This window comes from Streptomyces sp. Je 1-79 (assembly GCF_025195125.1).
GTDB lineage: Bacteria > Actinomycetota > Actinomycetes > Streptomycetales > Streptomycetaceae > Streptomyces.
This window is the reverse complement of the sequence record NZ_JAMGSL010000004.1, coordinates 260,504-285,771: the sequence shown is the minus strand read 5'-3', so window position 1 is coordinate 285,771 and position 25,268 is coordinate 260,504. Positions and strand designations below refer to the sequence as shown.

The 25,268-nt window shown below is 72.1% G+C and carries 23 protein-coding genes, 1 tRNA gene and 1 riboswitch; of the genes, 10 read left to right on the top strand and 14 right to left on the bottom strand.

Annotated features, from left to right (window positions below; genetic code table 11):
• Positions 1–34: 34 nt before the first annotated feature.
• Positions 35–1,246 carry a nitric oxide synthase oxygenase gene (locus M5362_RS09280; protein WP_261365750.1) on the bottom strand — a complete coding sequence of 404 codons (1,212 nt, stop codon included), beginning with the start codon at positions 1,244–1,246 and terminating at the stop codon, positions 35–37.
• Positions 1,247–1,563: 317 nt separating this feature from the next.
• Here M5362_RS09280 and M5362_RS09275 point away from each other — a divergent pair, with 317 nt between their 5' ends.
• Positions 1,564–4,140, top strand: a complete 2,577-nt coding sequence (locus tag M5362_RS09275) for a SpoIIE family protein phosphatase (protein ID WP_374214432.1) — start codon at positions 1,564–1,566, stop codon at positions 4,138–4,140.
• Positions 4,141–4,235: 95 nt separating this feature from the next.
• On the opposite strand, the gene M5362_RS09270 is transcribed toward M5362_RS09275, so the two are convergent.
• Positions 4,236–4,309: transfer RNA gene (locus M5362_RS09270), tRNA-Pro, on the bottom strand.
• Between the two features lie 165 nt (positions 4,310–4,474).
• Positions 4,475–4,846, bottom strand: a complete 372-nt coding sequence (locus M5362_RS09265; protein ID WP_260226897.1) for an MmcQ/YjbR family DNA-binding protein — start codon at positions 4,844–4,846, stop codon at positions 4,475–4,477.
• A gap of 397 nt (positions 4,847–5,243) precedes the next feature.
• On the opposite strand from M5362_RS09265, the gene M5362_RS09260 reads away from it, so the two are divergent.
• Positions 5,244–6,443 (top strand): acyl-CoA dehydrogenase family protein, encoded by a 1,200-nt coding sequence (locus M5362_RS09260; RefSeq protein WP_260226896.1) that lies wholly within the window; start codon positions 5,244–5,246, stop codon positions 6,441–6,443.
• Between the two features lie 105 nt (positions 6,444–6,548).
• Here the strand turns inward: M5362_RS09260 and M5362_RS09255 are convergent, their stop codons facing one another.
• From M5362_RS09255 to M5362_RS09230, 6 genes are all read right to left on the bottom strand, one after another.
• Positions 6,549–7,118 (bottom strand): GAF domain-containing protein, encoded by a 570-nt coding sequence (locus tag M5362_RS09255; protein ID WP_260226895.1) that lies wholly within the window; start codon positions 7,116–7,118, stop codon positions 6,549–6,551.
• On the bottom strand, positions 7,115–7,738 hold the full coding sequence (locus M5362_RS09250) for an ATP/GTP-binding protein (protein ID WP_260226894.1): 624 nt from the start codon (positions 7,736–7,738) through the stop codon (positions 7,115–7,117). The genes M5362_RS09255 and M5362_RS09250 overlap by 4 nt, the downstream gene beginning before the upstream one ends.
• On the bottom strand, positions 7,716–8,087 hold the full coding sequence (locus M5362_RS09245; protein ID WP_260226893.1) for a DUF742 domain-containing protein: 372 nt from the start codon (positions 8,085–8,087) through the stop codon (positions 7,716–7,718). Before M5362_RS09245 ends, M5362_RS09250 begins: the two co-directional genes overlap by 23 nt.
• A 2-nt stretch (positions 8,088–8,089) precedes the next feature.
• Positions 8,090–8,524, bottom strand: coding sequence for a roadblock/LC7 domain-containing protein (locus tag M5362_RS09240; protein WP_260226892.1), 435 nt, complete (start codon positions 8,522–8,524; stop codon positions 8,090–8,092).
• A 7-nt stretch (positions 8,525–8,531) separates the two neighbouring features.
• A complete protein-coding gene (locus M5362_RS09235) occupies positions 8,532–10,379 on the bottom strand; it encodes a sensor histidine kinase KdpD (RefSeq protein WP_260226891.1) in 1,848 nt (615 codons plus the stop codon).
• A gap of 567 nt (positions 10,380–10,946) precedes the next feature.
• Entirely contained in the window at positions 10,947–12,176 is a 1,230-nt protein-coding gene (locus tag M5362_RS09230) for an MBL fold metallo-hydrolase (protein ID WP_260226890.1), read from the bottom strand.
• A gap of 93 nt (positions 12,177–12,269) precedes the next feature.
• On the opposite strand from M5362_RS09230, the gene M5362_RS09225 reads away from it, so the two are divergent.
• Together M5362_RS09225 and M5362_RS09220 are read left to right on the top strand one after the other, a co-directional pair.
• Positions 12,270–13,448, top strand: a complete 1,179-nt coding sequence (locus M5362_RS09225) for a Glu/Leu/Phe/Val dehydrogenase dimerization domain-containing protein (RefSeq protein WP_260226889.1) — start codon at positions 12,270–12,272, stop codon at positions 13,446–13,448.
• Between the two features lie 125 nt (positions 13,449–13,573).
• On the top strand, positions 13,574–14,197 hold the full coding sequence (locus tag M5362_RS09220) for a TetR/AcrR family transcriptional regulator (RefSeq protein ID WP_260226888.1): 624 nt from the start codon (positions 13,574–13,576) through the stop codon (positions 14,195–14,197).
• 43 nt (positions 14,198–14,240) lie between these two features.
• Here M5362_RS09220 and M5362_RS09215 read toward each other — a convergent pair whose 3' ends face one another.
• The 3 genes from M5362_RS09215 to M5362_RS09205 form a co-directional block, all read right to left on the bottom strand.
• Entirely contained in the window at positions 14,241–15,017 is a 777-nt protein-coding gene (locus M5362_RS09215; protein WP_260226887.1) for an SIMPL domain-containing protein, read from the bottom strand.
• 99 nt (positions 15,018–15,116) lie between these two features.
• A complete protein-coding gene (locus M5362_RS09210; protein ID WP_374214431.1) occupies positions 15,117–16,130 on the bottom strand; it encodes a DUF6745 domain-containing protein in 1,014 nt (337 codons plus the stop codon).
• An 11-nt stretch (positions 16,131–16,141) separates the two neighbouring features.
• Positions 16,142–16,468 (bottom strand): hypothetical protein, encoded by a 327-nt coding sequence (locus M5362_RS09205; protein ID WP_260226886.1) that lies wholly within the window; start codon positions 16,466–16,468, stop codon positions 16,142–16,144.
• A gap of 167 nt (positions 16,469–16,635) precedes the next feature.
• On the opposite strand from M5362_RS09205, the gene M5362_RS09200 reads away from it, so the two are divergent.
• The 5 genes from M5362_RS09200 to M5362_RS09180 are packed head-to-tail and all read left to right on the top strand — an operon-like array spanning position 16,636 to position 21,960.
• Positions 16,636–17,592, top strand: a complete 957-nt coding sequence (locus M5362_RS09200; protein ID WP_260226885.1) for an STM4015 family protein — start codon at positions 16,636–16,638, stop codon at positions 17,590–17,592.
• A 26-nt stretch (positions 17,593–17,618) separates the two neighbouring features.
• Entirely contained in the window at positions 17,619–18,920 is a 1,302-nt protein-coding gene (locus M5362_RS09195) for an STM4014 family protein (RefSeq protein WP_374214439.1), read from the top strand.
• A gap of 20 nt (positions 18,921–18,940) precedes the next feature.
• On the top strand, positions 18,941–19,762 hold the full coding sequence (locus tag M5362_RS09190; protein WP_260227157.1) for an STM4013/SEN3800 family hydrolase: 822 nt from the start codon (positions 18,941–18,943) through the stop codon (positions 19,760–19,762).
• On the top strand, positions 19,759–21,093 hold the full coding sequence (locus tag M5362_RS09185) for an STM4012 family radical SAM protein (protein WP_260226882.1): 1,335 nt from the start codon (positions 19,759–19,761) through the stop codon (positions 21,091–21,093). The genes M5362_RS09190 and M5362_RS09185 overlap by 4 nt, the downstream gene beginning before the upstream one ends.
• A gap of 12 nt (positions 21,094–21,105) precedes the next feature.
• Entirely contained in the window at positions 21,106–21,960 is an 855-nt protein-coding gene (locus tag M5362_RS09180; RefSeq protein WP_260226881.1) for an STM4011 family radical SAM protein, read from the top strand.
• An 18-nt stretch (positions 21,961–21,978) separates the two neighbouring features.
• Here the strand turns inward: M5362_RS09180 and M5362_RS09175 are convergent, their stop codons facing one another.
• Entirely contained in the window at positions 21,979–22,773 is a 795-nt protein-coding gene (locus tag M5362_RS09175) for an SGNH/GDSL hydrolase family protein (protein WP_260226880.1), read from the bottom strand.
• A 157-nt stretch (positions 22,774–22,930) separates the two neighbouring features.
• On the bottom strand, positions 22,931–23,893 hold the full coding sequence (locus tag M5362_RS09170) for a M23 family metallopeptidase (RefSeq protein ID WP_260226879.1): 963 nt from the start codon (positions 23,891–23,893) through the stop codon (positions 22,931–22,933).
• Between the two features lie 4 nt (positions 23,894–23,897).
• Positions 23,898–24,051, bottom strand: a riboswitch (cyclic di-AMP (ydaO/yuaA leader).
• Between the two features lie 393 nt (positions 24,052–24,444).
• Here M5362_RS09170 and M5362_RS09165 point away from each other — a divergent pair.
• Positions 24,445–25,257: a tyrosine-protein phosphatase gene (locus M5362_RS09165; RefSeq protein ID WP_260226878.1), complete on the top strand. Its 813-nt coding sequence runs from the start codon at positions 24,445–24,447 to the stop codon at positions 25,255–25,257.
• Positions 25,258–25,268 lie beyond the last annotated feature (11 nt).

Below are 25,268 nucleotides of genomic sequence, written 5' to 3'. Positions count from 1 at the left end.
CCGGCAGGCCTCGGCCGCGCCGCCCCTGGCTCGTCTACGGCTGCCGTGCGACGAACGCGGGTCGCAGCGATGGGTCCACCGGGTCGTACAGGCGGTGGAAGACGGGGGTGGCGGAGCCCGAGATCGGGGGGACGATCCAGCTCCAGTCGGCGGGGGTGGACCTGCCGAGACGACTCTCCTGTGCGATGTGCCGGAGGAACCGCTCGGACTCGGTGTGGTGGTCGGCCATCGTCACCCCCGCCCGCTGGAAGGAGTGCAGCACCGCCACGTTGAGCTCGACCAGCGCCCGGTCCCGCCACAGCGTGCGCTCCGAGGACCGGTCGAGTCCCAGCCGCTCGGCCACCACGGGGAGCAGGTCGTAGCGGTCGGCGTCGGCGAGGTTGCGGGCGCCGATCTCCGTGCCCATGTACCAGCCGTTGAACGGCGCCGCCGGATACCGTACGCCGCCGATCTCGAGGTCCATGTTGCTGATGGCCGGCACCGCGTACCAGCGCAGCCCCAACTCCCTGAACCACGCGTGTTCGGGGTGGCTCAGGGGCACCTCCAGTACGGAGTCGTCCGGCAGCTCGTACCACTCCGGAGCCGTGCCGGGCCGCTCCTGGACCAGCAACGGCAGCACGTGGAAGGGGCCGTCGGCCCGCTTCCACCCCAGTGCGCAGGCGCGGGCGGTCAGCTGTGCGCTGACCGGGTCGCCGATCCAGCCGCCGTCGGGGCTGCGGTGACCGGCGTAACGGACCAGCTGGTCGTTGACGATCCGGGGCCCCGGACGACCTGGCCGCTCCGGGGCGAACACGGAGATCACCGGACGGATCCGGCCGCCGTTGCCGGCCGTCCGCAGGTGCTCGAAGCACTCCGCGGCGATGGCGTCGGCGGAGGATGTCTGCCTCAGGTCGCGGACCACGAGGCTGCGCCAGTAGAGCCTGCCGATGCAGCGCGCCGCGTTGCGCCAGGCGACGCGCGCGCCGAAGGCCAGCTCGTCGGGGGTGTGCTCGTAGGTGCCGGTGCGATCGATCTCGGACCGCACCTCACGGACTCTGCTCCCGGCGTCCCCGGCGCCCGGCCGCTCATGATGGAACTGCCGGATGAACCGTTCCGCCTCGTGCGGGTCCGTGGCGTGCCGCGTCCCCACCGCCCCGGGGTCGACGCGCGCCCCCGGGACAGGGGCGGCCCGCACGTCGTCGGACGTGTACGGACAGGTGCCGCTCTCAGGGGCGGACTTCCGGCGGCGACGCAGACTGAAGACCAATGTGTTCCCTCCCGGCCTCCATGACTACCGTATGAATATGCGCAAGCGGGGAGAGTAGTCACTTGTCGCATGAAAACGGGGCCGCGCTGGTATGGTGCCGGGCGCCCGACGGCGGGTCCCTCTCCCTGACCCCCCAGGGGTGGGGAACCCTGTGCCGTGGCACCGATGCGTACCGTGAGCGCCCGGGGGCCCGCGCCGCGGGGAGGTGCTACAACTGGGATGGTGAGCCCGTCTCGTCTCTCGTGCCCGGCCTACCGGTGCGGTCGAACCTAGGCAGAAGATTCGGAAGCGTCGCCGGACAGGTCTTCGTCCTTCAGGTGGCGATCGTGGTGCTGCTCGCCGCCGGGGCCCTGCTGGCCCTCGTGCTCCAGTCGCGGCACGCCATCGACGGTGACGCGCGCAACCGGTCGGTTTCCGTGGCTCAGACCTTCGCGCACTCCCTGGGCCTGCAGGAAGCGCTGAGGTCGCCGGACCCGTCCGCGATCCTGCAGCCTCTCGCCGAGGAGACACGCAAGGACGCAGGCGTGGACTTCATCGTGGTGATGGACACGAACGGCATTCGCTACAGCCACCCCCAGCCCGACCGCATCGGGGAGCGGTTCGTCGGCACGATCGAGCCCTCGCTCGCCGGCCAGGTGCACACCGAGAGCGTGGAGGGGCCGCTCGGTAAGGAGATCCAGGCGATCGTGCCGGTCACCTCGCCCGAAGGCGAGGTCGTCGCCCTGGTCTCGGCAGGTCTGACGGTGGAGAGCGTGACCGGCCTCGCCGACCGTCAGCTTCCGGTCATCCTCCTGGCCACCGCCATCGGTCTGGCTCTGGCCACCGTCGGCACGGCGCTGATCAGCCGAAGACTGCGCCGCCAGACCCACGGGCTCGGCACGCAGGAGATGACCCGCATGTACGAGCACCACGACGCGGTGCTCCACTCCGTCCGCGAAGGGGTACTGATCACGGACGGCGAAGGACGACTCCTCCTGGCGAACGACGAGGCCGGACGGCTGCTCGGCCTGCCGGACGACGCCGAAGGACGCCCCGTCGACAAGGTCGGCATGGATCGCCGCATGGCGGAACTGCTGCTGTCCGGCCGGGTGGCCACCGACGAGGTGCTGGAGGCCGGGGACCGGCTGCTCGTGGTCAATCAGCGGCCCACCCGCCCGCAGGGCTCGGCGGTCACCATCCGCGACTCCACCGAGATGCAGCTCCTGAGCAGCCGGGTGGAGACGGCCCGCAGGCGGCTCAAGCTGCTCTACGACGCCGGGGGTGACATCGGCACCACCCTCGACGTGGTGCGCACAGCGGAGGAACTGGCCGACGTCGCCGTTCCCCGGTTCGCGGACTTCGTCACGGTCGACCTGGCCGACCCGGTACTGCAGGGCGACGAGCCCGGCCCAGGCGCCGACATGCGGCGCACCGCGGTCAGCGGCATCCGCTCCGATCACCCGCTCTACCCGCTCGGCAGCCTGATCGAATTCCTGCCGTCCACGCCGCAGGCCCGCGGATACGGCACGGGGACAGCCGAACTGGTGCCCGATCTCCATGACGCGCCGGGCTGGCACGCCCAGGACGCGCCGCGGGCATCGGCGATCGTCGGCTACGGGATCCACTCGCTCATCGCGGCTCCGCTGAAGGCCAGGGGCGTCGTGCTCGGGGTGGTCAACTTCTGGCGATCGCAGAAGCCGGAACCGTTCGACGAGGACGATCTGTCCCTGGCCGAGGAGCTCGTCGGCCGCGCCGCCGTCACCATGGACAACGCCCGCCGCTACACCCGCGAACACAATCTCGCCGTGACGCTCCAGCGCAGCCTGCTGCCGCGGGATCTGCCCGAGCAGAGCGCCGTGGACGTCGCGCACTTCTACCAGCCCGCCCAGTCCGGAGTGGGGGGGGACTGGTTCGACGTGATCCCGCTACCGGGCAGCCGGGTCGGGCTCGTCGTCGGAGACGTCGTCGGGCACGGCCTGCACGCCGCGGCCACCATGGGGCGGCTGCGCACGGCGGTGCACAACTTCTCCTCCTTGGACCCGCCGCCCGACGAACTCCTCGCCCGTCTCGACAACCTCGTCCAGCGCATGGACCAGGAAGGCGACAGCGCTGCCTCGGACGGCGGCGTCCTGGGCGCGACCTGCCTGTACGCCGTCTACGACCCGGTCTCCCAGAACTGCACCATGGCACGGGCAGGACACATGCCCCCGCTCGTGGTCGCCCCCGACGGCACCACGACGATCTCGGAACTGCCGGCCGGCCCCCCGCTGGGGCTGGGCGGCATGCCGTTCGAGGCCGTGGACCTGCACCTGGCGGAAGGCAGTCAGCTGGTCCTGTACACCGACGGACTGGTCGAGGAGCGGGGCCGGGACATCTCCGAGGGCGTGGAAAGGCTGCGCACGGCGCTGAGCCACCCCGACCGAGACCCGCACGCCAGCCGCCGCGCCGTACTCGACGCCCTGCTCCCCAGCCGGCCCTCCGACGACATCGCGCTGCTCATCGCCCGGACCCGGACCCTGGGCCCCGGCCGGGTCGCACAGTGGGACGTACCGTTCGACCCGAGCGAGGTCGGCACCGTGCGCAGACTCGCGGCCGACCAACTCGAGGAATGGGGTCTGGAGGAACTCGCCTTCACCACGGAACTGATCCTCAGCGAGCTCATCACCAACGCCATACGGTACGCCGCCGCGCCGGTCCGCGTCCGTCTGTTGCGCGATCGCACTCTGACCTGCGAGGTGTGGGACGGCAGCAGTACCGCCCCGCACCTGCGGTACGCCGCCACCACGGACGAGGGAGGCCGCGGACTGTTCCTGGTGGCGCAGCTCAGCGAGCACTGGGGCACCCGGTACACACCGGAAGGCAAGGTCATCTGGGCCGAACAGGTCCTGCCCGCCGCCGGGAGTGCCCTCTCCTAGGCCACAAGGGCCCTGGTCGCCGAACACGACCAAGGGGCCGTTTCAGATCTCTCTGAAACGGCCCCTTGATCTGCGACTACGAGGCGAACCTCTCGTCGGGACGACAGGATTTGAACCTGCGACCCCTTGACCCCCAGTCAAGTGCGCTACCAAGCTGCGCCACGTCCCGATGCCCGTCTGACCTGGGGTTTCCCCGGGCCGAACGCGCATGAGAACAATACCGCACTTCCCCGGGTGGTCACGAACCGCTTTGCGGGCGACCCCGGACCGCCGCTCACGCCTTCGGGCAGCACTCTGCGCGCCGGGATGGCCACAGTGCGCGACGCCACCGTGCTCACCCCCGCTCCGGAGGCGCCCCCACGTCCGGGTGCTGCGCCAGGAGCCGGCGCGGGGCCGCCTGGCGCCAGGAATCGGCCAGGATCGCGCGGAGCTCGCCCTCGTCGTCAAGGGCGCCGATCCGGACACGCACCCACGCGTATCCGTCGTCGTGCCCCTCCCGCATGAAGAACTTCTCGGGCTCGGACGCGAGCAGCTCCGCCCGCTCCTCCTTGGGGCATTTCACCCCTATCGCCTGGTCGTCGTCGTCCAGCGAGGCGAAGATCCTGCCTCCCGGGCCCGCACGGAAGGTGGGCATGCCCCAGGCGAGCTTCTCCTCCGCCCCGGGCAGCGAGAGCGCGATGCGCCGTACGTCGTCGGCAGTGGCCATACGTCGACCGTACGACGCGCCACTGACAGCGACACCCGGACGCCGTCCGGAATCGGTGGTTCCTCCGAGATGGACCGCGATGGCGAACAGATGGCCATTGAGAGGGTCCGACCTCTCTCAAGGCCATATGCCCACCATTGTTTTGCCTTTGGCATGTGGCAGAAAGATGCCCAAGCGGAATGCTCTGGCGACCCGCTCGAACAGGCCAACTCCCCCAAAAACACAGCCTGATTCACACGTCAACCGCTCCTGTTTCAGACAAACTGCGTGGCGATATTGATCCGTCCCAGAAAGATCAACACCATGGAGTGTCGGCCTGTTCGGGACGGGGCCACTGCCGATGCACCACCTGCTCGAACAACCGAGCGAGCAGGCGTTTCGCAGGGGAGGGACTCGTATGGACAGCTACTTCACCAGCCGACTTCATCGTCAGCTCAGGGAAACCGTCAGGGACTTCGCGGAACGTGAGGTCCGGCCGCGGATAGCCGAAATGGAATCGTCGCGGTCGGTGCACCACGAACTGTCCCGGCTCATCTGCGAACAGGGCTGGCTGGGAGCGACAATCAGCCAGGAGTACGGCGGAATGGGCGCCGGGCATCTGGCGAAAACCATCATCATCGAGGAACTCTCACGGGTCAGCGGCGCCATGGGTGCGATGGTCCAGGCCTCCCAGCTCGGCACCGCCAAGATCGTGCACTTCGGCAGCGACGAGCAGCGCAAGAGCTGGCTTCCGGCCATCGCGGCCGGTGAGTGCCTGCCGACCATCGCCGTCACCGAGCCCGAGTCCGGAGGTCATGTCCTCGGCATGACCGCCGGCGCGGTCCGCGACGGCGACGACTACATCCTCAACGGCAGCAAGGTGTTCGTCGGCAACAGCCACGTCGGCGATCTGCACGGCGTCGTGGTCAGGACCGGTCCCGGATCGAAGGGTCTGACGGCCTTCCTGGTCGAGTCCGATCGCCCGGGGTTCCGGCTCGGACCCCAGCAGCCCGCCATGGGGCTGCACGGCTTCAGCTTCGGCGAGCTGATCTTCGAGAACTGCCGGGTACCGGCCTCGAACAGGCTCGGCGACGAGGGCGACGGTCTCGCCGTCGCGTACTCCTCCAGCGTGCTGTACGGCAGGGCCAACCTCACCGCCGTCTCACTCGGCATCCACCAGGCGATCCTGGAGGAGACGACCCGGTTCTGCGCGGAGCGCCACCGGTACGGCAAGCCCCTGCACCACCTGCCCACGGTGAAGCTGAAGCTGGGCCAGATGCAGTCCCGGCTGATGACGGCCCGGCTCGCCGCCTACCACGCCGTGCATCTCCTGGACCGAGGCCAGTCCTGCGACGCGGAGTTGATGAACGCGAAGCTGGTCAACGTGGAGTCGGCCATAGACTCCGGCCGCAACGCGATGGAGATCCACTCGGCCGCCGGTCTCTTCACCGACCGCCCGATCGAGCGCTACCTCCGCGACGCGCACCACATCTTCGCCCCGGCCGGCACCTCCGACGTCCAGCTGCTGCGGCTGGCCGAGGTGGCTCTCGGCCAGGACAAGGGCAGTTGGTCCGAGCGGCTCTCGGAGCTGGTCAAGCTGGATCCCGTCCACGCCTGACCGCGTTCCCCGCCTGACGTACCCGCCCGACTCCGTGGGTACAGCAGCGCCCCGGCACGACGACGATGCCGTCCCGGGGCGCGACCGTGCGTTCTCCGCGTGAGGTCAGATCAGCCCTTCCTCGCGGCGGTGGATCTGCTCCACCAGCTCCGCCGCGAGCGACTTGATCGTCTCCAGTCCGGCGCGGCCCCACGGCCGTACGTCCGTGTCGACCACGCAGATCGTGCCCAGCGCTATGCCCGTACGGTCGATCAGCGGAGCGCCCATGTACGAGCGGATGCCGATCTCGTCCACGACCGGGTTCCCGGCGAACCGCGGGTAGTCGCAGACGTCCTCCAGGACGAGCGCCTTGCGGCGCACGACCACGTGCGGGCAGTAGCCGTGGTCGCGGGCCATGTAGCGGCCGACGTCGCCGCCGGCCGCCGCCGCGCCCAGGTCGCTGCCCGAGTGGGTGCCGGCCGGGGTGTGCAGCCCGGCGAAGAACTGCCGGTTCTCGTCGATGAAGTTGACCATCGAGTACGGCGCGCCGGTCACCTCCGCGAGCCGGTGGGCGAACTCGTCGAACGCCGGCTCCGGCCGCTCCCCGAGGCCCAGTTCGCGCAGGCGGCGCACCCGGGCGGGCGCCTCCTGGTCGACGGGGGTCAGCAGCAGATGACCGGTCGGGTCGTAGGTCATGACGGTGCTCCGTAGCTCGGCACGGGGGCCGGGATGGTGGTGAGCAGATGCTGGACGAGGGTGAGGAGGGTGCGGATGCCGGCGCTGGAGATCCGGGCGTCGCAGAGCACGACCGGTACCTCGGGGTTGAGGTCGAGCGCCGCCCGCACCTCGTCGGGCTCGTAGCGGTAGGCGCCGTCGAACTCGTTGACCGCCACGACGAATCCGATGCCCCGCCGCTCGAAGAAGTCGACGGCGGAGAAGCAGTCCTGGAGGCGGCGGGTGTCGGCGAGGACGACCGCTCCGAGGGCGCCCTCGGAGAGCTCGTCCCACATGAACCAGAAGCGCTCCTGGCCCGGGGTGCCGAACAGGTACAGCACGTTCCGGTCGTCGAGGGTGATGCGGCCGAAGTCCATCGCGACCGTGGTCGTGGTCTTGGACTCCACGCCCTCCAGACTGTCGGTGGCGGCGCTGACCTGGGTCAGCAGCTCTTCGGTGCTCAGCGGTTCGATCTCGCTGACCGCGCCCACGAAGGTCGTCTTGCCCACGCCGAAGCCGCCCGCCACCAGGATCTTGAGTGCGGTGGGGAACGGGTCGGTCGCGAAACTCTCGTGGCGCTCAGAGCCGTTGTCGTAGGCCATCGAGCACTGCCTCCAGCAAGGAACGGTCGGTTGGATTGGCGTGGAAGCGGGGCGCGCGGGCGGTCAGCGCCCCGCAGTCCACGAGATCGGAGAGCAGGACCTTGGTGACGACGGCCGGCAGCCGTAAGTGCGCCGCGATCTCCGCCACCGAGGTGGGTCCGCCGCACAGCCCGAGGGCCAGGCTGTGCTCGGGACCCATGTGCGGCTGCGGTGAGGAGCCCGTCGCCATCACCATGGAGAGGAGGTCGAGCGCGGTGGTGGGCTGGGTCCGGCCACCGCTCACGGTGTACGGACGGATCAGCCGGCCCGCCGCGTCGTCGAGCCAGGGCCCCTCCTGGGAGGACACCACGCTCACTGTCCCGCGCGGCCCGCCGCGCCCGCCGCTTGCCTGGCGGGAGTGACGAGATAGGGCCGCACGCTCTTGACGAGCATCGCCATCTCGTAGCCGAGGACGGCGGCGTCCGCCTCACGTCCGGCGAGGACCGCCAGACACGTGCCGGATCCGGCGGTGGAGACGAAGAGCAGGGTGGAGTCGAGCTCGACGACCACCTGCCGCACCTCACCGCCGTCGCCGAACCGCGCGCCGGCGCTGCGCCCGAGCGAGTAGAGCCCGGAGGCCAGCGCGGCCATGTGGTCGGCGGCGTCGGTGTCGAGGCCGTGGACCGACTTGACCAGGCCGTCGGAGGAGAGCAGTACCGCGTTCCGGGTGTACGGGACCCGCTGGACCAGACCGCTCAGCAGCCAGTCGAGATCCGAGGAATGGCCGTTCGGCACATTGCTCGCCATGGTGAATCTACTCCTTGTGCGCGTCACCGGGACGCGGCGGTTCTTGGTGGGGGGCGGGCTGGGATTCGGCGAGTCCGATACCGCGCTGGAAGGCGGCCATCAGACCCGGGTCGTGCAGGGCGTGCTCCTCGGTCTTGCGGGCCGCGGGCTCGTCGCGCAGCTGCGGGACGAGGTGCTCCTGGGCGCGCCGCTTGGGGAGCAGGGGGCGGCCCGGCGGCTGGGCGTGTTCGACGGTCTCCGTGCGCTGCTGGAGCGGGAAGGAGGGGGTGTAGGCCAGGGGCCGGTGGGGCGGTTCGGCCGACGCGGGCTCCTGCGCGTGGGCCGGGGTCCGTACGGGCGGGTGCGCGGGGGGCTGCACGGGCGTGCGTACGGGGGGCTGCTGCACGGGCGGGTGCGCGGGAGGCTGTGCGGGGGTGTGCGCGGGAGGCTGTGCGGGGGTGTGCGCCGGGGGCTGTACGGGTGCGGTGACCGGCGCCGGTGCCGGCTGGGGCGCCGCGTGGACGGCCGAACCGTGCGCCTGGGGGACCTGCTGCATCTGGGGGGCCTGGGCGGGCGACGGGCTCGCGGCCACGGCGGCGGTCTGGCTCTCGTTGCGCGCGAGGCCCTCGGGGTCGGCGCCGAGGAGGCCCTTCGGCAGTACGAGGACGGCCTGGATGCCGCCGTAGATGTTGGACTGGAGGCGTACCGCGATGCCGTGGCGCCGGGCGAGCGCGGAGACGACGAAGAGCCCGATCCGGCCGTCCTGGAGCAGGTGGGCGACGTTCACCTGGTCGGGGTCGGCGAGGAGCGCGTTCATCTTGTTCTGCTCGGTGACCGGCATGCCCAGGCCGCGGTCCTCGACCTCGATGGCGAGGCCCGCGGTGACGTACTGGGCCCGGAGCAGCACGGTGGTGTGCGGCGCGGAGAACAGCGTCGCGTTCTCGACCAGTTCGGCGAGCAGGTGGATGACGTCGGCCACGGCGTGGCCCCGGAGCGTGCCGTCGATCGGGGGCACGAGCTTCACGCGCGGGTACTGCTCGACCTCGGCGATCGAGGAGCGCAGCACCTCGGTCATGGTGACCGGGTTCGACCACTGGCGACGGGAGATGGCGCCACCGAGCACCGCGAGGTTCTCGGCGTGGCGGCGGATGCGGGTGGCCAGGTGGTCGACGTGGAACAGGCCCTTGAGCAGCTCGGGGTCCTCGACCTCGTTCTCCAGCTCGTCCAGGAGCTGGATCTCGCGGTGCACGAGGGACTGCAGGCGCCGGGCGAGGTTGACGAAGACCTCGACCTTCTGCTCGTTGCCGACGCTGCTGGAGAGCCGGGAGGCCTGCACCACGGCGGCGACGGCGGCCTCGTGGGAGCGGGAGAGCTCCTGCCCGAGCAGGTCGAACTCGTCGCCGGAGGCGGCGGAGGGCGGCATCGCCGGACGGGCCGGGGGGCCCTCGCCGCGGCGCAGCTGCTCGACGATCGTACGGAGTTCGCTCTGACCGCGGGCGCTGGAGCGACGTAAGGCGTTGCAGCGGTCGAGTACGGACTTGGCCACCCGGTCCGCGCCGAGCGCGGCGGCGGTCACGGAGGCGACCGTCAGGGCCGCCGCTCCGGTCAGCGCGGCCCAGAGGCCGGGGGTCGGAGTGGCTCCGGTGGACCGGATGGTGAAAAGGACGGCGGCGGCGCCGCCGAGTGCGACCGCGACGGCGGGAAGCACGGAGGTGCGCAGGAGTTGGGGGCGTATGCGGGCTTCCGCCGGGAGCGGGGCCGGTTGCCGCGCGGGGTTGGGAGCCCCCGCGCCGGAAGCGGAACGGGCGCCTGACCGGCCGTGCCGTCCGCCCTCACGGCGTTCGGACCGCGCGGCGGGTGCGCGAAGTTGAGACATGAGTGTCCTTGGTACGTGCCCAGGAGTCGGCGTACTACGGGGGTGTACTACGTGGGTCGGATGAGCCTACCGATGATCACCAACCACCCACTCTAGACGTCAACCGTTCATGTGTGGTGCGCAGTTGGCAAACTTCCCCGGAGAGGCGGCCCACTCTGCTATCACCCTTCGCACGCCAGGCCGAGAACGTATGGCCGGAACGCGACGAGAGGTCGCCGGGGCGGTGGAACGGAAGAGGGTGGAGGCGTCTGTACGCCTCCACCCTCGGTGGAAATCGGCCGTGACCGGAATCTGCCCGCGCGGGCTCGCGCCGGTCCCGACCGCGCTCGCGCCCGCGCCGGGTCGAGCGGGGTCGGGCGGCTCCGACGGGCGGCCCGTCGCCGTCCGCGTTCGCGTTCGCATCGGTTCGGTTCGCACGAGCGGCATCGGCGCGCGGCCGGGCGGCCTTCGCGCGAGCGGCATGGGCGGGCGGCCTTCGCGCTCGCGGCGCCGCGCGGCCTTCGCGCTCGCGGCGGGGGCGGCGCCCCGGCCCCTCGGCCGAGCCTCAGGTGATCGGTGTCGGGCCCGTCAGCGGTCGCCGGCGAGGTCGAGGTCGCTTCCTCGCGTCTCGACGGGGCCCTGGACCGGGCGGGGCCGGCGCCACGGGTGTGCCAGCGGCCGGGTGAGCGGCCGCCACCAGGGGACCACGGGGACGGTTCCGGCGGGCTCGAAGGGCTGGCCGGGGCGGGGGGCCGCGATCACCTGCCCGGACTCCTGCCCGGCGTCGCTCGTCCACTCCCCCGGCTCGGCCCACGCGTGCGGGGCCAGGTTGAAGGTGCCCCAGTGGATCGGCAGGAGCACGCCGTGCGAGCGGCCGCCCTGGAGGTCGAGGTGGGCCTGGACACCCTCGGCGGGGGTCATGTGGATGTCGGGCCAGTACTCGCTGTACGCGCCGATCTGGATCATGGTCGCGTCGAAGGGACCGTGCGCGGCGCCGATCTCCGCGAAGCCGGGGAAGTAGCCGGTGTCGCCGCTGTGGTAGACCCGGTGCTCGGGGCCGGTGACGACCCAGGACGCCCAGAGGGTGTGCTGGGTGTTGCGCAGGCCGCGGCCGCAGAAGTGGCGGGCGGGGGTCGCCGTCAGCCGCAGGCCGCCGACATCGGTGGACTCGTTCCAGTCCAGCTCCCGCAGGCGCGAGGCCGGAACGCCCCAGCGTTCCAGGTGGGCGCCGACCCCGAGGGGTACCGCGAAGAGGGTGTCCGTGGAGGCCAGCACCTTGATCGTGGGCAGGTCGAGGTGGTCGTAGTGGTCGTGGGAGATCACGACGACGTCGACCGGGCCGAGCTCGGCGAGCGGCACCGGCACGGGGTGCAGCCGCTTGGGACCGGCGAAGGCGAAGGGCGAGCAGCGGTCGCCCCAGACCGGGTCGAAGAGAACCCGGTGACCGTCGATCTCCGTGAGGACGCTGGAGTGCCCCATCCAGGTGATGCGGAGGCCCGAGACCGGAGGCTTGGCGAGGTCGGCCAGCGTGGTGGCGTGGACGGGGATCGCGCCCGTGGGGGCGCGGCGCGCCCTGGCCTCCTTCTGGAAGTAGATCTTCGCGAATTCGACGGTGGACCCGGCGGGTCTGGTCCGGGCGGCGACAGGGTTCTGGAAGACGCCGTCCGCGAAGTTCGGCGAGCGGCGGATGCGCGCGAGGCGCTCTCCCTTGGGGTCGGCGCCGAAGGCCTCGGGCCGCAGGCCGCGCAGCGTGGCCCGCAGCGAATGGTCGGATCCGGTGCCGGTCACGGGTCCTCCTGGTGGTCGGGGTCGTTCCATTATGGTCGGCCCGCGCCGCAACCGGCCGGGGCGATGCGCGATACTGAACCGTCATTCAGTAGTGCCCCTGTTTCCGTCCACGGAGAAATACCCATGAGCACCGCCCCCCTGCTGTCCGTCACCTGGTCGGACCACGTCACCGGCCGACGGGGTCATCTGGTGGTCGACCGGCTCGTGCGCGGTGTGGCCAGTGGCGGCCTGCGCATGCGTGAGGGCTGCACCCTGGAGGAGGTGGCCGGTCTGGCGCGGGGCATGACCATGAAGGAGGCCCTGCACTACGACCCGACCGGTCGGTACGTCCCGCTGGGCGGCGCCAAGGGCGGCATCGACTGCGATCCGCGCTCACCGGAGGCGTACGGCGTCCTGGTCCGCTACCTGCGGGCCATGCGCCCCTACATCGAGCGCTGCTGGACCACCGGCGAGGACCTCGGCCTGTCCCAGGACCTGGTCGACCGGGCCGCGGCCGAGGCCGGGCTGGTCTCCTCGATCCAGGCCGTCTACCCGCTCCTGGACGACGAGACGCAGGCCAGGACGAGGCTCGCGGAGGCCTTCGGGGTCGAGGTGGACGGCATCGGGCTCGACGAGCTGGCGGGCGGCTGCGGGGTCGCCGAGTCGGTCCTGGTGGCCCTGGACAGGGCCGGCCTGTCGCGCGCCGGGACCCGGGTCGCCGTTCAGGGCTTCGGGACCATGGGCGGCGCCACCGCCCGCTTCCTGGCCCGGGCCGGACTCAGCATGGTGGCGGTCGCCGACGTGAAGGGCACGATCACCCACCGCGACGGTCTGGACGTCGAGGCGCTGCTCGCGGCACGCGACCCGTACGGCACCGTGGACCGCGGCGCCCTGCGACCCGGCGACAGCGAGGAGCCTGGCGACGCCTGGCTCGCGGTCGACGCCGAGGTCCTGGTCCCGGCCGCCGTCTCGTACGCGATCGGCGTCGACGCGGTGGAGCGGATCCGGGCGCGCTGGATCGTCGAGGCGGCGAACATGCCCGTCCTTCCTGAGGCGGAGGCCCTGCTCGCCGCACGCGGGATCACCGTCCTGCCCGACGTGGTCGTCAATTCCGCCACCAACGCCTGGTGGTGGTGGACCCTCTTCGGCGACATCGGGGCCGACGCGGACGAGGCGTTCGCCCATATCCGCGGGGCCATGCGCGCACTGGTCGGCCGGATGCTGGACCGGGCCGAGGAGGACTGCTCCACCCCCCGCGCGGCGGCGCACGCCCTGGTCGAGGAGCGGCTGCCGGAGATCGCGGAGCGGTACGGCTGGTACTGATCGCGGAGCGGTACGGCTGGTACTGATCGCGGGCCGGCCCGCCCCCGGCGTCCCGGCCTGACTCCGACCGCTCGCCCCACGAGAAGATGATCATGCCCTTGGCATGTTCTTGTAGGCTGACGGGCGTGGCGAGAGTGCGGTTGAGCGTGGCGGAACGGCGGGAGGAGCTGCTCCGTGCCGCCGTCGAGCAGATCGAGGCGCGGGGCGTGGCCTCCGTCCGGATCGCCGATGTCGCGTCCGCCCTCGGAGTCAGCAACGCGCTGGTGCTCTACCACTTCTCGACCAAGGAGAGGCTGGTCGCGGAGGCGTTCTCGTACGCCGCCGAGGCCGACCTCGCCCATCTGCGCCGGCTCCTGGAGCGGCGCACCACCGCCCTGCGCCGGCTCCGGGCGGCCGTCCGGTGGTACGCCCCGACCGGGCAGGCCAAGGGCTGGCGGCTCTGGATCGAGGGCTGGGCGGCCTGCCTCCGCGAACCGGCGCTGCGCGAGGTGGCCGGAGCGCTCGACCAGCAGTGGAAGGCGGCCCTGACGCGGGTGATCGCCGAGGGCGCGGCGGCGGGCGAGTTCCCGTGCCCGGACCCGGCCGCGGCGGCCTGGCGGCTGACGGCCTTCCTGGACGGGCTCGCCGTGCAGATGACGTCGTACGCCGGCTCCCTCTCGCGCGCCGCGATGCTGGAGTGGGCGGACGCCGCGCTGGCCCGGGAACTCGGCCTGCCGTCCCTCGACGCGACGGGACCGTCACCGGTCTAGGCCCTGTCCGCCCACCACCGTGTGTCCCTGCCACGGGCACGGTTCAGAGCAGTTCGTACACCGCCGAGACCGTCACCTGCTCCTCGATCTCGCCCGGCGCCAGGGGAACGCCCGGCGCGGGCGCGGGCATGTCGGCCGCGGCTCCGGCGCCGGGGCGGCCGCTCTCCGTCTCGGTGAGCGACACGAGCCGGCCGAGCCGGTGCCCGCTCAGCCGCGCGTGCTGGGCGGCCTTGTCGTGCGCGTCCTTGTGGGCCAGCTCGCGGGCCCTGGAGCGCAGCGCGCCCGGGTCCGCGACGTCGTAGGAGACTCCGTCGACCCGGCCGGCGTCACCGGTCGCCTCGGTGACCGCGCCGACGACCCGGCCCGCCCTGTCGACGTCCCGGATGGTCGCCGAGACGCTCTGCGAGGCCTGATAGCCCGACACCTTGCTCTCTCCGTTGGTGGCCTGGGTGTAGACCGGGAAGAGGGAGAGGTTCTGGGTCCGGATGTCCCGGTCGGCGACGGACTGCTTCCGCAGGGCGGCGAACAGCTTCTCCGCGGCACGGCTCTGGGCCTCCATGGCCTCCTGCCCGGTCTTGGCCCGCGCCTCGACGGCGACCGAGATCACCGCGATGTCGGGCGCCGCACCGGCGCGCCCGGTCCCGGACACGGTGAGGGTCGCCGGAGCGGGCGCCCTCACGGATGCCGTGGCAGGCGCCGACACGAGGGCGGGCGCGGCGAGGGCGGGCGCGGCGCCGGCGAGCGTGAGTGCGCCCAGTACCGCGCCCGCGACCATGGCGCGGCGGAGGATACGGATACGGTGGTGGTGACGGGTCGTCACAGGCGGTCCCTTCAGCGGTGGTTGCCGGACAGCCCGGCGCGCCCATCCCAGCACCCCGCCCCACCCGGGCCCGTGCGCCACTCCTGCCCGGTCACCCGCTCAGGTCTGCACCACCGGCTCGTACGCCGCCGCGTCGAACCCGAAGGTCCACGCGACCCCCTCGCGCGCGGTCGCCGTCCCGGGCGGCACGCGCAGCCAGTAGGTACGGAACGTCCCGTCCGGCTCCGGGGTCGCGTTGACCACCTCGACCATGACCACGTCCTCGTCGTCCGCGAGCTCGATCCGCCAGAGCACCCCCGTCTCGTCCCGGTCGACCGGCCGGGCCCCCGACTCGTCGAGGTAGCGCTCGTAGCCGTAGTACTCCAGCATCACGCGCCGCAGTTCGGCGTTCTCCTCGGCGCGGATCCGCTCGGGAGTGAGCCCTCCGAGCCCGGCGAGGAACTCCTCTTCGACCGCCATGCCCCGCCAGGCGTACAACGCGAACCCGTCGCGGAAGGCGAGCGCGGGACCGTCGCCCCGGTCCAGGCGCCCGGCCTCGTCCCGGTGCAGCTCGACGGGCCGTTCGCACACCACGGCGACCTTCTCGTACGGCCACCACCAGCCCGCGTGCTCGGCGACCGCGGCGAGCCCGGCCAGACGGTCACCCCGGCCGTCGAAGGCGGCGAGCCAGGCCGCGTCGTGCTGGCCGAGGACCGCGTCGAGCAGCAGCAGGCGCACGGCCGCCGCCTCGACGGGCGTCCCGGCGAGATCGTCCGCGACGGCGGACCGGATCCGGTCGGCCAGCGTCCGCGCGGGGTCCCAGAGCCGGGCACCGGTACTCGTCCAGAGCGCGGTCCAGCCGCGCGGCCCCAGCTCGTCGTGGACCCGGCGCCGCTCCTCCGCCCACGGCCGCGTACGGACCTCGTCGCGCACCGAGCGGCCCGCGTCGGTCAGTTCGCGCAGGATCCCGACGGCCGCCCGGGGCGAGTCGGCCCAGACGATCCGCTCCGGGGCCGCGAGGCCGGCCGTGCGGTAGGCGAGCCGCACCCCGGCCTCCGCCGCCGTCCGGTCGGCCGTCCCGGTGGCGGCCGCCACGGCCCGCCATCTGTCCACCGTCGTCAGTGTCCCGTTCATCTCTCCCCCACTCAGTCCGCGACGATCCGGTACGCGCCCGGTGTGTACTCCCGCTGCCGCACCACCCGGTACCAGCCCTTCGGCAGCGGGATCGGCGCGTGCTCCTCGTGCACCACCCGTCCGCCCGCGGGCAGTTCGAGCACCAAGGGCCCGAAGGGGCCGGGCTCGGCCACCAGCCGGCCGGGCCCCGGGACCGCGTGGGCGTGCCCGGTGACCTCTCCGAGCGCCAGGACCAGCCGGCCCCTGGCGTCTCTCGGCTCCCCCGCCGCGCCCTTCACGTGGTCGGGCACCGCGCTCTCCGCGACGGGCACGATCAGCACGTCTCCCTGCCGGTACATGGCTCTCCCCTCCGTGGTGGACACGCCACGTGTCGACCACGCATTCGACGCTAGAGGCAGCCACTGACAACGGCCTTCCACCGCCCCCGGCGCACGGAGTTGTCAGTCGGGCTTGGTACAACTGCTCGCGTCAGCCGATCAGCGCACGTCCGGTGTCTGGAGCACTCATGACCATTTCGGGATACCTTCAGGAGTTCCACGGCCTTCCCGTGTTCCACTTTCCGGACCGTGACACCGTCGTCGAGCTGCCGGACGCGGCCTCCGTGGCCTGGCGCGTCTCCGGGCCGACGTACTGCGACTCCGACGACGAGCAGTGGGAGCAGTTCTTCGCACGGTTCCTCGCCGCCGTGGACACCACGAGCGTCCGCGCGCTGGTCGTCGGCGGCTGGGACGAGGCGTACGACACCTCCTCCGCCGCGATCGTCACCGCACTCGTCGCGGCCAAGGACCGGCTGCCCGCTCTCGAGGCCCTGTTCCTCGGGGACATGGGCTTCGAGGACTGCGAGATCTCCTGGATCCAGCAGTCCGACGTGACGCCGCTGCTCGCCGCCTACCCGGCCCTGCGGGAGTTCGGTGTGCGCGGGGGCACCGGGCTCGCCTTCCCCCCGATCGGCCACTCCGCGCTGCGTACGCTCGTGGTGGAGTCGGGCGGTCTCGGTGCCGAGGTCGTGCGCGGCATCGCGGGCAGCGACCTGCCCTCGCTGGAGAGCCTGGACCTGTGGCTGGGCACGGACGAGTACGGCGGTGACTCCACGGTCGCCGACCTGGAGCCGCTGCTCGCCGGCACCCGCCTCCCCGCCCTGCGCCATCTCGCGCTCCGCAACAGCGTCATCCAGGACGAGATCGCCGCGGCCCTGGCCGGTGCCCCGGTGGTCGCCCGGCTCGAGCGCCTCGACCTGTCGATGGGCACGCTCACCGACGAGGGCGCCGAGGCGCTGCTCGTGGGACAGCCGCTGACGCACCTCAGCCACCTCGACCTCTCGCACCACTACATGACGGAGAAGATGAGCGAGCGGATCGTCGACGCCCTCACGCCGTACGGAGTGACGGTCGTTGTCGACGACGCACAGGAGGCGGAGGACGACGACGGCGAGGTCTTCCGGTACGTAGCGGTCGCCGAATGACGCCTTCCCCGCCCCTCACGCGCCCGGTGCGGCCGCCGGCATCGCGACCTCGCGAGCACCCGCGCCTCGTCGTGGTCGGCAATCCGGCCAACCGCCGGGTCGCGTACTTCCGTGACGCCGTGCGGCGCGCCGGGCTGCCCGAGGCGCGGGTCGAGCCCTGGCTCGACGTGTTGAGGGGCGGGGCGCGGTTCCACGCGGGCGAGACGGTCCGGCTGGAGTCGCCCGGCGAGGACCCTGACGTGGACCGGATCCTGCGCGGCACGGACGACCCGACCCGGGTCGAGGGCACGGGACGCTGGTACGCGGAGTTCACCGCCGCCACGGCGCGACTCGCCCGGAGCGTCGGCGAGGCCGGGGCGGAGCTGGTCGACGACCCCGCCGAGGCGGCGGTGCTCTTCGACAAGCGGCTCTCCCATGCCCGGCTGAGCGAGGCCCTGGTCCCGGTCCCTCTGTCGCCGACCTCCGGGGCGGACGCCCCGCCGGTGCGGGGCTGGGCGGACGTCCGCGCCTCGATGGCCGCGACCGGGCTGCGCCGGGTGTTCGTGAAGCTCGCCCACGGCTCGTCCGCCTCCGGGGTCCTGGCCGTGGAGACGAACGGCGCCGGCCGGGTGCAGGCCACGACCTCCGTGGAGCGCGCGCCCGACGGACGGCTCTTCAACTCCCTGCGGGTGCGCCGCTACACGACGGAGCGCGAGGTCGCCGCCGTCGTGGACGCGCTCGCCCCCGACGGGCTGCACATCGAGCGCTGGCTCCCGAAGGCGGTACAGGGAGGCCGGGCGGCCGATCTGCGGGTGGTGGTGATCGACGGGCGCGCCACCCACGCCGTCGTACGGACCAGCCGCTCCCCCATGACCAATCTCCATCTCGGCGGAGCCCGGGGCGACCTGGGCGCCGTGCGCGCGGCCGTGTCCGCCGCCGGCGGCCGGTGGTCGGACGCGCTCGACGTGTGCGAGCGGGCCGCCGGCGCCTTCCCGGGCATGCGGTGTGTCGGTGTCGACCTGCTGCCGGCCGTCGGGTGGCGGCGCTTCGCCGTCGGCGAGGTCAACGCCTTCGGTGATCTCCTCCCCGGTCTCACCGGCCTGCCGGGCAGCGGCGCCGAGGGCCTGGACACCTACGCCGCCCAGGTCGCCGCACTCCTCCGCGACAGCCCCTCCCGCACGGCGGGGAGCCGTACGGCGGGGAACCGTACGACGGGGAACCGTACGGCGGACCCCACCCACGCGACCAGCCCCACGGACCCCACCCGCGCGACCAGCCCCACCAGCCCTACGGGCTCCACACGCACCACACGCACCACCCGCACCACAGGAACGAGCCCCACCCCGTGAACCAGCAGCACGCACCCGACATGAACGAGATCGTGGGCAGCCACGACCTTCTCCTGGTCACGCTCGACACCCTCCGGTACGACGTGGCCGCCGAACTGGCCGCCGCCGGCCGCATCCCGAACCTGGCCCGCCACCTCCCCGCCGGGCGCTGGGAGCGCCGTCACGCCCCCGGCAGCTTCACCTACGCCTCCCACCAGGCGATCTTCGCGGGCTTCCTGCCGACCCCGGACGCCCAGGGCCCGCACCCCCGCCTCTTCGCCGCGCGGTTCGCGGGCAGCGAGAGCACCGCCGACGGCACCTTCGTCCACGACACCCCCGATCTCGTCGCGGGCCTCGCCGAGGAGGGCTACCGCACCGTGTGCGTCGGCGGCGTCGGCTTCTTCAACGGACAGGGCCCGCTCGGCTCCGTACTGCCCGGGCTCTTCCAGGAGAGCCACTGGGAGCCCGCCTTCGGCGTCGCCTCCCCCACCTCCTTCGAATCCCAGGTGACGAGGGCCGAGGAGATCGTCGCCGCGCTCCCGCACGAACAGCGCCTCTTCCTCTTCGTCAACGTCTCCGCGCTGCACCAGCCCAACTGGTTCCATCTCCCCGGCGCGACCCGGGAGTCCGGCGACACCCGCGCCTCGCACGCGGCGGCCCTGGAGTACGTCGACCGGCACATCGGCCGTCTCCTCGCCGCCATGAGCAGCCGCCGTCCGTGCTTCGCGATCGTCTGCTCGGACCACGGCACGGCGTACGGGGAGGACGGCTTCACCGGCCACCGGCTCGGCCACGAGGTCGTCTGGACCGTGCCGTACGCCCACTTCGTCCTCGAAGGCCCGCGTCCGGGGGCGGTCGCATGACGACCGAGGCCCCCCGTCCGTACGAGAGCTACGTCTACGCCTACCCGCACAAGACGGCGTACCGTCCGCTCCCGGACCCCGCGCCCTCGCTCGCCGCGCTCTGGCGGGACGAGCCGAAGGACGCCCTCTCGCTCTACGCCCACATACCGTTCTGCGAGGTCCGCTGCGGCTTCTGCAACCTCTTCACGCGGATCGGCGCCCCGGACGAGCTGACGACCCGCTACCTCGACGCCCTCGACCGCCAGGCGACCGCCGTGCGCGAGGCGCTCGGCGACGGCGAGCCGGTCCGGTTCGCCACGGCCGCCTTCGGCGGCGGCACACCGACCTTCCTCACCGCCGGCGAGCTGGAGCGGCTCTGCGACATCGCCGAGAAGCGGATGGGGGCGGATCTGCGCGCCGTCCCCCTCTCCGTCGAGACCTCCCCCTCGACGGCGACCGCCGACCGGCTCGCGGTCCTCGCCGAGCGCGGAGCGACCCGGCTCAGCATCGGCGTGCAGAGTTTCGTGGAGGCCGAGGCCCGCGCCGCCGTGCGCCCCCAGCGCCGCGCCGACGTCGAGGCCGCGCTCGGCCGCATCCGGGAGACCGGGGTCCCCGTCCTCAACATCGATCTGATCTACGGCATCGAGGGACAGACCGAGGAGTCCTGGACCCGCTCGCTCGACGCGGCGCTCGCGTGGGCGCCCGAGGAGCTCTACCTCTACCCCCTCTATGTCCGTCCCCTCACCGGTCTCGGGCGGCTCTCGCCGGCCGCCGACCGGGAGTGGGACGAGCAGCGGCTGCGGCTCTACCGCCACGGCCGGGACCATCTGCTCGCGCGCGGCTACGAGCAGATGTCGATGCGGATGTTCCGGCGCGCCGACGCCGCACCCCAGGGCGCCGACGACTACGCCTGCCAGACCGACGGGATGATCGGCCTGGGCTGCGGAGCCCGCTCGTACACCTCCTCGCTCCACCACTCCTTCGACTACGCCGTCGACATGCGGGAGATCCGCTCGATCATCGACGCGTACACCGAGACGGAGGACTTCAGCCGGGCTCGGGTGGGCCGGTGGGTCGACGCGGACGAGGCGCGCCGTCGCCATCTCCTCCAGTCCCTCCTCCAGGCCCAGGGCATGCCCACCGGCACGTACGAGGAGCGGTTCGGCACGTCTCCGTCGGCGGACTTCCCGGTCGAGCTGGGTCGGTTCGAGGCGCTCGGCTGGCTGGATCCGACGGCCCCCGCCGGCCTGCTGCGGCTCTCGCCGGAGGGCCTGGCCCACTCGGACGCGCTCGGACCGGCGCTGTTCTCCCCGGCCGTCCGGGCCGCGATGACCGCCTACGAGCCGAAGTAGCGGAGTGACGCCATGGACCTGACGATCCTCTACCGGGGGCCGCTCGCCTCCTGCGACTACGACTGTCCGTACTGCCCGTTCGCCAAGCGCCGCGACAGCCGGGATCAGCTGCGCGCCGACCGGGCCGCGCTGGAGCGGTTCGCCGGCTGGGCCGCCGTGCAGACCGGCGACCGGCTGCGGATTCTCTTCACCCCGTGGGGCGAGGGGCTGGTCCGGTCCTGGTACCGGCGGACGCTCGTCGAGCTGTCGCACCTCCCGCACATCGAGCGGGTGGCGATCCAGACCAATCTGAGCTGCCGTACGGAGTGGCTGGCCGAGGCCGACGCCGGGACGCTCGCGCTCTGGTGCACGTACCACCCCGGGCAGACGCCGTACGACCGCTTCCTGGCCAAGTGCCGCGAGCTGACGGCACGGGGGACGCGTTTCAGCGTCGGGATCGTGGGGCTGCCCGAGCACCGTGAGCACGCCCGGCGGCTGCGGGACGACCTGCCGCCCGAGGTCTACCTCTGGGTGAACGCGGCGGAGGGGCACACGTACGCCGACGACGAGGCCGAGGGCTGGACCGCCCTCGACCCCCTCTTCCCGTACAGCCGCCGTCCGCACCGCTCGGCCGGTCTCCCCTGCCGGACCGGCGAATCGGTGATCTCGGTGGACGGTGACGGGACCGTGCGCCGCTGCCATTTCGTCAAGGCCGAGCTGGGCAACCTGTACGACGGCTCCTACCGCGCCGCCCTGCGTCCGCGCGTCTGTCCGCTCTCCGTCTGCGACTGCCACATCGGCTACGTCCACCTGGAGACGCTGCCGCTGTACGACGTGTTCGCGGGCGGTGTCCTGGAGCGGATCCCGGCCGCGCCCGAAGGGGCATGAGCAGACGGGAGCACCAGGTCAGAGCGGCATGAGGTCCGGCCGCTTGGCCGCCACGTGGTCACCCGAGCTCTCGCCCCGCAGGCGCCTGCCGATCCAGGGGACGAGGTACTCCCTGGCCCACAGGATGTCGTCGCGGCGGACCTCCAGCGTGCCGCGCGGCGGGAGCGGCGGCCAGACCTGGTCCGGGTCGGCCGGCACGTCGATGCCGAGGACCTGGGCGGCGCGGAGCGCGACCCGGGTGTGCCCCTCGGGCGAGAGGTGCAGCCGGTCGTCGTCCCAGGCCCGCCTGTCCTGCACCGACTTGAGCGACCACAGGTCGAGGACCGGGCAGTCGTAGCGGTCGGCGATGGCCCGGACGTGGGCCGTGTACGTGGCGATCTTGCCGCGCAGATGCCTGAGGACGGGGACGTCACGGGTGTCGAATCCGGTCGTCACCATGACCGTGCCCACGGCCGACGTCAGATCGGCGACGGCCCGCTCGAAGCGCTCGGCGACGTCGTCGGGGTCGGTACCGGGGCGGATGATGTCGTTTCCGCCCGCGCAGAAGCTCACCAGATCGGGGGCGAGCTCCTTCGCCCTGGGGACCTGCTCCTCCACGATCTGGTCGAGGAGGCGGCCGCGCACGGCCAGGTTGGCGTAACGGAACGGGTCGTGCTCCGGCAGTCGGTCGGCGAGCAGGACCGCGAAACGGTCCGCCCAGCCGACGTACTTCCCGTCGGGCCCGGGATCTCCCACGCCTTCCGTGAAGCTGTCACCGATCGCCGCGTACGACCCGAATACGTGCGTGTCTCTTGATCTCGAATCGTCTGCCACGGGAGCACATCTTTCCCTTATGGGTGTGACCTACGCGACCGTAAGGAGGGGTTGACGCCGGGTGAGATACGCCACCGGTCAAGATTCGACCAAGCCGGAATACGCCGAGGGGCCCGGCACACGGAAGTGCCGGGCCCCTGCGGGTGCTGTCGGTGTGTCAGATGCCGACCCCGTGCTGGCGGAGGTACGCCAGCGGGTCGATGTCCGAGCCGTAGCTCGGGCCGGTGCGGATCTCGAAGTGCAGGTGCGGACCGCTGGAGTTGCCGGTCGAGCCGGAGAGACCGATCTCCTGGCCGCCGGTGACGGTCTGGCCGGCGGAGACGGCGAGGGAGGAGAGGTGCGCGTACTGGGAGTACGTGCCGTCGGCGTGCTGGATGACGACCTCGTTGCCGTAGGCACCGCTCCAGCCGGCGGAGTGGACGGTGCCCGCGCCGACGGCCTTGACCGAGGTGCCGGAGGAGGCGATGAAGTCGACACCGGTGTGGTAGCCGGAGGACCACATCGCACCGGAGGCGCGGTACGGGGTGGAGACGCCGCCGCCGACCGGGGCGACCCAGCCGGAGGCCGCGGTCTTCGCGGGCGCGGACTGCTCCGGGGTGGACGTGGAGGCCGGGGCGGACTCGACCGTGCCGCGCTCGGAACTGCGCGAGCTGCGGGCCTGGTCGGCGTCGGAGGAGGACTTCTTCGCCTTGGGCGCGGCCTTCGGCGCGGCCTTGGGGGCCGCCGGCTCGGCCTTCGACTTGGCGCCGAGCGTGAGCTTCATGCCGGGAAGGATCAGCGACGGGTCCTCGCCGACGACCTGTCGGTTGTCCGCGTAGAGCTTCTTCCAGCCGCCCGCGAGGTGGTGCTCGGCGGCGATCTTCGACAGGTAGTCGCCGCGGACGACGGAGTACGTCTTCGGCTTGGCGGCCTTGTCGGCGGCCGGGGCCTTGGCGGGGGTCGCGGCGACGGCGGCGACGGCCTGCTGGGGCGTCACGGTCGGGGCGGCCTTCTCGGCGGCGTGGGCTCCGGTCGCGCCGAGCAGGGGCAGGGCGACGACGGCGCCACCGGTGCCGGCGGCGACGAATCCGCGTGTGATCGGGTTGACCTTGGGACGGCGGTGCTTACCCTTTGCGGGCATGGCGAATTCCTCTCCGTCGCCTGCGAGGTGAGCTGTCGGGTTCGGACTGGAGATGTCCGGCCGCGCTGCACGCGGCTTCACCCCGAGCCGTCCGGAACGACCGGATCGGCGTACTACCTGGGTCCCCCGCTCCTGCCGTACGTGGGTGGGTGCGGATTCCGGGCGGTGGCAGGATTCGGCGGGTCCGACCGGATTGAGCGTGACGCTAGACGAGCGGGCAGAGGCGGACAAGCCGCAGTTTTCCCCTGGCATTCCGGGGCGTGATATTCACTCGGAATTCCGGTCACCCTCCGTGGATACGGGAAGCTCGATCTCCTTTTCCGGTACGGAAATTGCACAAAACGATCAGGCACGGTCCGTCACTTCTATGACGCTGCTCACGCGCCGAATCCCATCTCCCCTGCAACCAGGGCGCGTTATACCTAAGGGTTCAATTCGGACAGAACACCCAATCCCCCACCCAGGGGTGCGCCGAGGCCCCGGCACCCGGGATGATTGCCCCTGGAATCGATCAGCAGTCGATGCCGATCCGTCAACCTTCAGGAGCACTCGTGACGCAGCAGCTGCCGCAGGTCCCGTCGACCGAACCCGAGCTCACCGGGGTGCGCAACTTCCGGGACGTGGGCGGACTGCCGACCGTGGACGGCGGTTCGGTGCGCTTCGGTCGCCTTTTCCGCAGTGGCCACCTCGCACACGCCACCGAGGAGGACGCGGCCTTCCTCTCCACCCTCGGGCTCCACACGATCTTCGACTTCCGCAATCAGGCCGACCGCAAGATCGAGGGACCTGACGTCGACCTTCCCGGTGTCCGGAACCTGAACATTCCGCTCAACGACCCGGCGGACGGCAAGGAGTTCTGGAAGCTGGTCAGGAACGGCGAGCTGGAGCAGCTCCGCGACGTCCTCGGCGACGGCAAGGCGGCGGCCCGAATGTCCGATTCGTACCGGCAGATGATCGTCGAGCGGACGGCGGAGCACAGCCGCATCCTGCACGCCCTGGCCGAGGACAGCGTCCCCGCCCTCATGCACTGCGCGGCCGGCAAGGACCGCGCGGGTCTCTCCATCGCGATCTCGCTGCTCGCGGTCGGCGTGGAGCACGAGGCGATCGAGGCCGACTACGTGAAGTCGAACGACCCCCACCGCCGCTACAAGGTGCGCCGCAGCTCCACCTCCGCGGACGCGATGGCGCCCGAGGTGATGGAGCTGCTGAGCCCGCTCTTCGACGCCCGGGTGGAGTACCTGCGGGCCGCGTTCGAGACGATGGAGCAGACCTGGGGGACGGTCGAGAGCTACCTCACGGACGGCCTGAAGCTCAGCCCGGAGACGCGGGCGCGGCTGCGCGAGCGGCTCGTCGTCGAGGCCTGACCCTCCCCCGG

Coding starts and splice junctions, on each gene's coding strand:
- M5362_RS09200 (WP_260226885.1), top strand. CDS start 16,636: ATGACCATTTCGGGATACCTTCAGGAGTTCCACGGCCTTCCCGTGTTC.
- M5362_RS09225 (WP_260226889.1), top strand. CDS start 12,270: ATGAGCACCGCCCCCCTGCTGTCCGTCACCTGGTCGGACCACGTCACC.
- M5362_RS09250 (WP_260226894.1), bottom strand. CDS start 7,738: ATGGCCTACGACAACGGCTCTGAGCGCCACGAGAGTTTCGCGACCGAC.
- M5362_RS09185 (WP_260226882.1), top strand. CDS start 19,759: ATGACGACCGAGGCCCCCCGTCCGTACGAGAGCTACGTCTACGCCTAC.
- M5362_RS09235 (WP_260226891.1), bottom strand. CDS start 10,379: ATGTCTCAACTTCGCGCACCCGCCGCGCGGTCCGAACGCCGTGAGGGC.
- M5362_RS09180 (WP_260226881.1), top strand. CDS start 21,106: ATGGACCTGACGATCCTCTACCGGGGGCCGCTCGCCTCCTGCGACTAC.
- M5362_RS09190 (WP_260227157.1), top strand. CDS start 18,941: ATGAACGAGATCGTGGGCAGCCACGACCTTCTCCTGGTCACGCTCGAC.
- M5362_RS09230 (WP_260226890.1), bottom strand. CDS start 12,176: ATGGAACGACCCCGACCACCAGGAGGACCCGTGACCGGCACCGGATCC.
- M5362_RS09255 (WP_260226895.1), bottom strand. CDS start 7,118: ATGACCTACGACCCGACCGGTCATCTGCTGCTGACCCCCGTCGACCAG.
- M5362_RS09170 (WP_260226879.1), bottom strand. CDS start 23,893: ATGCCCGCAAAGGGTAAGCACCGCCGTCCCAAGGTCAACCCGATCACA.
- M5362_RS09265 (WP_260226897.1), bottom strand. CDS start 4,846: ATGGCCACTGCCGACGACGTACGGCGCATCGCGCTCTCGCTGCCCGGG.
- M5362_RS09210 (WP_374214431.1), bottom strand. CDS start 16,130: ATGAACGGGACACTGACGACGGTGGACAGATGGCGGGCCGTGGCGGCC.
- M5362_RS09240 (WP_260226892.1), bottom strand. CDS start 8,524: ATGGCGAGCAATGTGCCGAACGGCCATTCCTCGGATCTCGACTGGCTG.
- M5362_RS09205 (WP_260226886.1), bottom strand. CDS start 16,468: ATGTACCGGCAGGGAGACGTGCTGATCGTGCCCGTCGCGGAGAGCGCG.
- M5362_RS09260 (WP_260226896.1), top strand. CDS start 5,244: ATGGACAGCTACTTCACCAGCCGACTTCATCGTCAGCTCAGGGAAACC.